This is a genomic window from Mesorhizobium sp. M0047, from assembly GCF_040323315.1.
Classification (GTDB): domain Bacteria; phylum Pseudomonadota; class Alphaproteobacteria; order Rhizobiales; family Rhizobiaceae; genus Mesorhizobium.
In genome coordinates this window covers 1-7,256 of sequence record NZ_JAMYUW010000087.1, presented here as the reverse complement: position 1 = coordinate 7,256, position 7,256 = coordinate 1, and the positions used below count along the sequence as shown (strand labels likewise).

The window sequence follows — 7,256 nt, the reverse complement described above, 5'->3', positions numbered from 1 at the left end:
TGAATCAGATATTCTCCCCGATGGGAATCCCTCGCGATTCCATCAGGTCAGATTATGCTCTAACCGACCTCGGCAACAAATCCGACGAGGTGGTCGAGGCGGCATACCGAGGGTCTGTCGAGATCACAAAGCGCGGCAAGCGCAAATTTGTGCTCCTGACCGCCGGGCAGTTCGATCGATGGCTGGCGGTGATCGATGCGCTACGGCACCGTCGTGGTTAGCTGGATCCGGTTTGCGCCCGCCACAAGCGTGCGTAAGCACCTTCAGTTGCCAGCAGATCAGCATGCCTCCCCTCCTCAATAAGCTGTCCCTTGTCGAAGACCACGATCTTGTCGGCCCTACGAATGGTGCTGAGTCGATGAGCGATGACGATTATGGTCTTACCGGCCCGACGAAGATCTTCAATGATTCGCAGGACAAACCCCTCGGCTATCGAGTCGAGAGAGGAGGTCGCTTCGTCGAGGATCAGGATCTCCGGATCCCGGTACAGAGCCCGAGCCAACGCAAGCTGCTGCTTCTCGCCGCCGGAGAGGCGGACACCATTCTCGCCCAAATAGGTCTGGAGACCGCCGGGCCAGCGCTCGATCAGCTCTCGTAGCCCTATTTGATCGCAGATGTGCAGGATCTTCTCGATGTCCGGCTCGAACTCGCCAAGGGCGATGTTCCCGATCACCGAGCCCGAGAACACATCGACCGATTGCGGCACAGCAGCGATAGCCTTGCGCACGGACACCGTTGAGAGATCCTGGAGGGCAAAGGGACCGATCCGGATGCGTCCGCCCTCAAGCGGGTAGACATTCTGCAGCAGCGCCGCAAGGGTGCTCTTGCCCGAGCCGCTTTCCCCCACCACGGCCGTCATCTCGCCCCGGCGGAAGATGACGCTGAGATCGTGGAAAAGCTCCGGCTGCGAACCATGGCGGAACGTGACGTTCTCCAGGCGAATATCACCAAGGTCGGACTTTGTGGCATCGATGCCGCCGCCGCTTGTCTCCTGCTCCAGGTCGAAGATCTCAAACAGGCGATCCGCTGCGATGAAGCCATCCTGAACGATCCGATTAGTCTGGATCAGATTGGCGACCGGCCGGATGACATAGCCGAGTAACGTATAACAGGACAGTAACTCGCCGGGCGTGACGGTTTGATCCAGGGCAAGCGTCGTTCCGAACCACATCAGCACGATGGTGAATAGGGTCGAGAGGAAAGTCGAGGCATTATCCCCGAAGATCGAGATGAGACCGGAACTGTAGACGGAGTGCAGCATCTTGATGAAACGGATCTCCATCTTGAAGTTGGCGAAACTCTCCACGCCGGAGGTCTTGATTGTGGAGACAGCTCCGAGGGATTCCACCAGCTCCGCCTCCAGGTTTGCGGCATCCTCCATAATCGCGCGCTGGTGCTTCCTATTCAGCCGGTTGATGGTCCAATAGACCAAGAGATACAGCGGAATGGAGACCGCCACGACCAAGGCGATCTTCCACGAGTAGATGCACATCAGCCCGAACGAAAATAGAATCATTAGCACGTCAACGAATATGCTGATCGAGACGTCGTTCAGGAAGCTCCTGATCTTCACGGCGTCGTTCATCCGGGCGATGATTTCGCCCATGCGCATGCTGTCGAAGAACTTCTGGGGCAGGTTTAGGATGTGCTTGTAGTAGCCGAGGATCAAGTGGACATCGATCTTCTGCCCCGTTTGCAGGATAAGCCTGTTCCCGAGGAGATTGATCAGGATCTGCGCCACCAGGATCACCAGCATGACGAGGCTCATCAGGTTGAGCAGGTTGCGGTTGCCCGCTGTGATCACATGATCGACGATCTTCTGGACGTAGATTGCCGTCGAGAGCCCGAGTACCGTCGTCACGAGCGCCCCGGCGAGAGCCTGGGCCATCACCGCCTTTTGTGGCGCAAGCAGACGCGCGAACCGGGCAAGCGGCGTAATGGTCTCGTCGCGGCGCTTGAAGGTGGCTGCCGGAACCAGGAGCACCAGGACGCCAGTCCATTGCGTCTTGAATTCCTCGTGCGGCAGCTTGCGGATTTCGCCATAGGCTGGGTCCATGACGGTGACCCACCTCGCGTCGATCGCCTGGATGACGACGAAGTGGTGAAGGACCCCCTTGACGACGACGTGCGCGATAGCGGGCTTGGGGATCTTGTACAGGCTGTCGAAGCCACCCTTCACTCCCTTGGCGACAAAGCCCAGCTTCCGGGCCGCTTCCGTGAGGCCCAGTACGGTAGTGCCGGAGCGGTCGGTCGAGGCATACTGGCGGATGCGCGACAATGGCAGCTTGTGACCATAGAAGGCTGCGACAGAAGCAAGACTGGCAGCTCCACAATCGGTGATGTCGTGCTGCTTGAACTTGATAACCTTGCTCGACATAGCGGCTCGCTGGCTGTTTGGATAGGGAAGGATTAGTGGCCCGCCAGGAGGGGATTGAGCCAATCGTCGGCCTCATTGTAGAGGAGTTGCAGAAGAGTGCGTTCTGCCACGAGGAAGCGGGCCCGCACGGTCATGCCCTTCTTCAGATGACCGATGACCCCGTTCTTGAGTGCGAGATGGGTGCGAGAGAGTGCGCAGCGGACCTTGAAGACCGGGCTCATGTCGTGGAGGGTGAAGTCCTGCGCTACGCCGAGCACTGTCGCATCGATGAGACCCCATTGATTGTAGTTGAAGGCATCCACTTGGAGCCGCACCGACTGGCCCTCCCGCACGAAGCCGATGTCTTTGGGGGAGACGTAGATTTCCGCCACCAGTTCGTCGTCCGGCGAAACCCAAGCAACGGTTTGCCCGGCCTGGATGTAGCTGCCGGGGGTCAGGCCGGTGAATTGCTCGAGTGCGCCTGACACGGAGGCCCGAATGTGGGTGAGATCCCGTTCCTTCTCGAGCTGATGCACGGCGGCCGTGAGTTCCTTGAGGCGCAGGGTAAGGTCGAAGAGCTGCTGGTTCCATTCGGCGGATTTGCGCCGGGCAAGGATCTCCCCCTGAACCTCAATGTTCTGGAGGGCGAAAGCCTTCTCGTCAACGGCCTTTGCGGGCGTCGCAGCAGCGGAGAGCAGTCGCTTAGCGCGGTCGAGTTCCGCCGCGGCATTACTGCTGGCATATTGGTTCTCCCGCAGCAGGTTGAGAAAATGCGCCCGCTCCGCCTTGGCGGACTCGGTCAGGAGGAGGATCGGGTCCTTGGCCTTCGTGCCGGAGGAGATCAGGGTTTCGAGGTCACGGGCAAGATCACTCTTAGCGCGAATATCGCCTTTATACGCCCTGAGCTTTTCCTCAACCACCTCATCATCGAGGGCGAGAATCTCCTGCCCCTGGGCAACCAGATCGTTCTCAACGGCAAGGATACGGGAGATGCGTCCGGAGACGGGTGCGACCAGGGGCGTCTTCTCGACGGTGGGGCGAATGATACCGGCACTTTGGACCGAGATCGCTATGGTGATGAGTGGCAGCGATACCAACGTCGCAACCACAGAGAGCAAAATCAGCCGATAGATGATCAAAGATCGTCCTGATCGTCGGGAGAGAATGCTCTCTGCAGTGTAGCTGGCAATTTCAGGAGTAAGGGTATTTAGCTTGCACACTAATGTTCTAACCGTGTCTCTTCCAGTGCCTCGCCGCTACCAGTATAGTCGCAGCCGCAACGCCTACTAACCCCGCCACCGCGAAAGCTATCGCCGCAAAAAAAGCCCACCCGCCCGAAATTGTGGATGCTTCTTCTGGAGCCAATTCAGTCACACCATAGTCTGACAGATCGACCTTCATTGCTGTCTCCTTTCCTAGAGATCAAATAAGATGAACCAGTCTGCCATTTAGCGGCTTTTGCCGCCGTACAACCAACATCAAGAGTCGTGCCAACTGCACAGGAAGCGACCCAGAAAACTGTTCTGGATGTTATTCAATGGCTTCACTGAGAGCGCGGCGGCACGCCAGCCAGACGTCACCGTGTCGCGGATTCGACAAACCCGACACTGGTAGGGGCCAGTGCGGGTAGGTGAGCTCTGCCTGCATGGAGGATATATTTCGGCCAAGCATTCTGCCGAGAGAACCGGCCTGTCAGGAACAGCATCTGGAACACGCTGAGCAGCTTGCGGCAGTGTGGTCTTGTGTAAGCGCCCGATTGTTACCGCGGAGATTTCGCTTTGATGCGTGCGATGATGTCTGGCTCTGAGACGAAGTCTTCGAGGAAATCGTTTCCAGTCATTGGTCGCATGGGCGCCCGTGCCGTCGTAAACGCTGATGAGACTGCCGTAGCACAGATTGTCGCCGTTACAGACGATCGCCTCCAGGAGTTCGGGGTCCTCTCCGAGCATTTTCGCGAAGTGATTGATTGTGTTTCGGCGTGGAACAAGGGGTCTGACGCACTCTCGATGATATTTTCTTTCAGGCAGCACCGATCAAACGTGCTTGGAGGAGGTCGGCCGTACATCTGCCGTTTTACAAGCTTGACCTTGGTGATCTGTCCTTCCGTCTGCCCGTTGGACCAGGCTCGGTGATCGCGGCGCGGACGGCAGCACGGTCGCGAATGATGCCATTGATCAGATTGCGTGCTTCCACCAGCATGGGCACACCCGCCTCGATGACAGCGATCATCATAGTGTCGGTTTTGTTCAGTTGATCGCGCGCCGTCGTCATTAACCGTGCGATCGTTCTGGCTGATGGCACCTTGTGGAGTTGCTGATCGGATGCCTGTTCGGCGCGTCGTCGTCGCCTTGCCCATTCGCTGACGACACCCAGACGTCCCCGAAAGCCCTTTGTCTCAGCCGTCGCCAAAGCTCGCTTGCATTGTGGCAACCAGATTTCCATTGCCCTTCCAGCAAGGGCAGCCAGGCTTCGAGTGAACTCTGGCGGGCGCGGAAAATATCGGTCCGCTGGCCACGGACCACCTGACGGACCAGCTTACGGCTGTGGCCGGTGCGACGCACGATCTCCTTGATGGGATGTCTTCGCTGGCAAGTTTCATGATTGCCGCATTTGTCTCCTCGCGCCGCAGATAGCCTTCGTATTGCCGCTTCTCCGCGTAGGTGAGCAGATCGTAGCGCCGATCGCAGTTCGGATTGTCCGCATCGCGGACGGCGTCGAGGAAAGCCGCACTCGCATTCTTCATGAGATGCCAGCGGTCGGCGACCTGAACCGCTTCGGGCAACGCCTTCGCGGTCGCTTCACCGTAACCGCCGCCGCGGTCGCGCGAGACGGTTTCGATCTGAGGATGGTCGGCGAGCCAGGCCTCGACGGTGGCAACCTCACGATCAGGCAACAGTGTCACCGTCCGCCGCCGCTCCAGATCACAGACGATCGTGCCGTAAGGATGGCCGCGACGGAAGGCCCAATCATCAATGCCGACAACTTTGAGAGGATCTGTTTGCAAACAGGCCCGTCGCCGCACCACCCGCAGCAGCGTGTTATTATTGACCGGGACCATCAGCCGCTTCGCAAAACTGGCCGCCGGCCGGCCGCCGAGCGCCAGCCCAAGATGATGAACGATACACTCCAATCGCGAGGTCCGGCGGGATCGCTCGGCGACATGCCCTCAAGCTGTCGTCGGCGGCGAAGGGTGAAAACGTTGTGATCTCGATCCTGAAGGATGAAGGGCCACTGCTTGATACAATCGAGCCGGCGCCCGGCGTCGTTTGCACAAGTCCTGTTCAAACTTACCTTGATTTGGTGATATCCGGGGAGAGGGGACAGGAGGCCGCTGACCATTTGCGGCAGGAATTGCAATGGCTCCAGTAGTACCGCCCGATCCGCAATCGGGCCGCCGACTACGACGACCGCACCACCGCGGCCGTGAAATCGGTTCTACTGGAAATTTGGTCAGATACTCGGCAGTTTCAAAGGGGCGGCGATAGCCTTGTCGGGGCAGCGAGGAGCCGTAGCCGATGATGAACGCACAGGAGAAGTCTGGCGTGAATGGGGCGATGATTGTCGAGCTTTGCTCTCGAGTCATTTCGTCAACCATCTTGCGTGACCGATTGGCGACCATCTCCTCGTCCCGACCTTATATTACCCGTCGCCTGTCGCCGCCAGCGCGCAGTGACTTGTCAAGGATGGAGGCCCGCAGACCCCATCGCGCGGCGACTTGTCCTTGACGGTCACGAGCACGGCGGCAGGTTTGCCGTGGTCGGGGAGCCCTTCCTTGGGCGGAAGCCGACGACAGTTTTCGGGGGAACTCGCCATGAGCCGGGTGCGCAGAGATCGTCCGACGCTCTTGTATTGCTGGATCCCAGCCGGCTCCGCCTCCGACTGCCTCGGTAGCTCGGTATCCTGAGCGCGTCGGCGGCATCATGCCATTATCATCCTACGAATTGCATGCTCCATCGTCCTGGACGAGACCGGTTTGGCTAGCCAAAGGACGAAGGTCTGATTACCAGATGTGATCGGCATGGGGTCGCTTCCACCAACGACGATGATGGGCACCGTCATCAGGGTGGTACGTACGGCTTCGGGCTGTCCTGGCCCGAGGAAAGTCGCTTTATCCAAAATTAGGAGGTCGGCTGCCTTCCCGCTCTCAATCCAGTCGCAAAGACTCTCGAAGGTCGCGAAGCCGACCGGCTTATATCCCAGCGCGGCGATCTTATCCTTGTAGATCTCCAACGCTGCTGGATCGGGGTCAACGACTGCAATGATTTCTCCGTTGCCAAGTGATCCATCGCATGGGCCGAAAGCGCTATCAGCTCTGACCTGCTCCTCAGCGCAGGCCGGTAAGTAGAGATCGAAGCGTGTACCTCGGCCAACAGCCGAGGTGACGTCAAGGCATCCTGCGAGCGCGCTCACATGGCGGTCCACTGCAGCAAGACCCAGTCCGGTCCCGCCGACGCGAGAGCGCGTGGTAAAAAAGGGCTCAAAGATATGCGGAAGCACCGAACTTGCGATTCCTTGGCCATCGTCGCTGATGGAGAGGAGAACGTAATCTCCCGGTTTCAAGGTGCCCTTAGCCACGGGCTTCGTTTGACAGACGTGAGCGCGAGAAACGCTAATCTCGACACGGCCCTCATTCAAGAGAGCCTCCGACGCGTTCTTGCATAGATTCATAAGGATCTGCTGTATCTCGGTCGGGCTGCCCTCGATCACCGTTTGCCACTCGTTGATCTTGAAGTTCAACTCAACATCCGCACGAAGTGTAACCCGCAGCAATGGCGCGAGATCCATTACACTCTCCGAGACGTCGAAAGGCATCGTCACGCGCTTTAAGCGCCGACGAGTTCATCCGGCGCTTCCTGCTGCACGCTCTTCCAGACGGATTCCATCGCATCCGCCATCACGG

4 protein-coding genes and 3 pseudogenes are annotated in these 7,256 nt (G+C 58.7%); 2 read left to right on the top strand and 5 right to left on the bottom strand.

Going from position 1 to position 7,256, the window contains the following annotated elements:
• Window positions 1–221 (top strand): type II toxin-antitoxin system prevent-host-death family antitoxin (locus tag NKJ89_RS35265; RefSeq protein WP_352609022.1); only part of this gene is annotated, 221 nt, incomplete at its 5' end.
• On the opposite strand, the gene NKJ89_RS35260 is transcribed toward NKJ89_RS35265, so the two are convergent.
• From NKJ89_RS35260 to NKJ89_RS35245, 5 genes and pseudogenes are all read right to left on the bottom strand, one after another.
• The gene (locus NKJ89_RS35260) at window positions 218–2,377 is read right to left on the bottom strand and encodes a peptidase domain-containing ABC transporter (RefSeq protein WP_023746284.1); all 2,160 of its coding nucleotides are present in this window, start codon (window positions 2,375–2,377) and stop codon (window positions 218–220) included. The genes NKJ89_RS35265 and NKJ89_RS35260 overlap by 4 nt on opposite strands.
• A gap of 32 nt (window positions 2,378–2,409) precedes the next feature.
• Window positions 2,410–3,495 carry an HlyD family secretion protein gene (locus NKJ89_RS35255; protein ID WP_023785277.1) on the bottom strand — a complete coding sequence of 362 codons (1,086 nt, stop codon included), beginning with the start codon at window positions 3,493–3,495 and terminating at the stop codon, window positions 2,410–2,412.
• Window positions 3,496–4,115: 620 nt separating this feature from the next.
• Window positions 4,116–4,305, bottom strand: a pseudogene (locus NKJ89_RS35895) (hypothetical protein).
• Between the two features lie 70 nt (window positions 4,306–4,375).
• Window positions 4,376–5,513: pseudogene (locus NKJ89_RS35250) on the bottom strand (ISL3 family transposase); the annotation flags it as partial.
• Between the two features lie 761 nt (window positions 5,514–6,274).
• Window positions 6,275–7,141, bottom strand: a complete 867-nt coding sequence (locus tag NKJ89_RS35245; RefSeq protein ID WP_352609021.1) for an ATP-binding protein — start codon at window positions 7,139–7,141, stop codon at window positions 6,275–6,277.
• A gap of 38 nt (window positions 7,142–7,179) precedes the next feature.
• On the opposite strand from NKJ89_RS35245, the pseudogene NKJ89_RS35240 reads away from it, so the two are divergent.
• Window positions 7,180–7,256 (top strand): annotated as a pseudogene (locus NKJ89_RS35240) (transposase); the annotation flags it as partial.

Excerpts from the sequence above, each read along its gene's own strand:
- NKJ89_RS35260 (WP_023746284.1), bottom strand. The coding sequence starts at position 2,377 with ATGTCGAGCAAGGTTATCAAGTTCAAGCAGCACGACATCACCGATTGT.
- NKJ89_RS35245 (WP_352609021.1), bottom strand. The coding sequence starts at position 7,141 with ATGGATCTCGCGCCATTGCTGCGGGTTACACTTCGTGCGGATGTTGAG.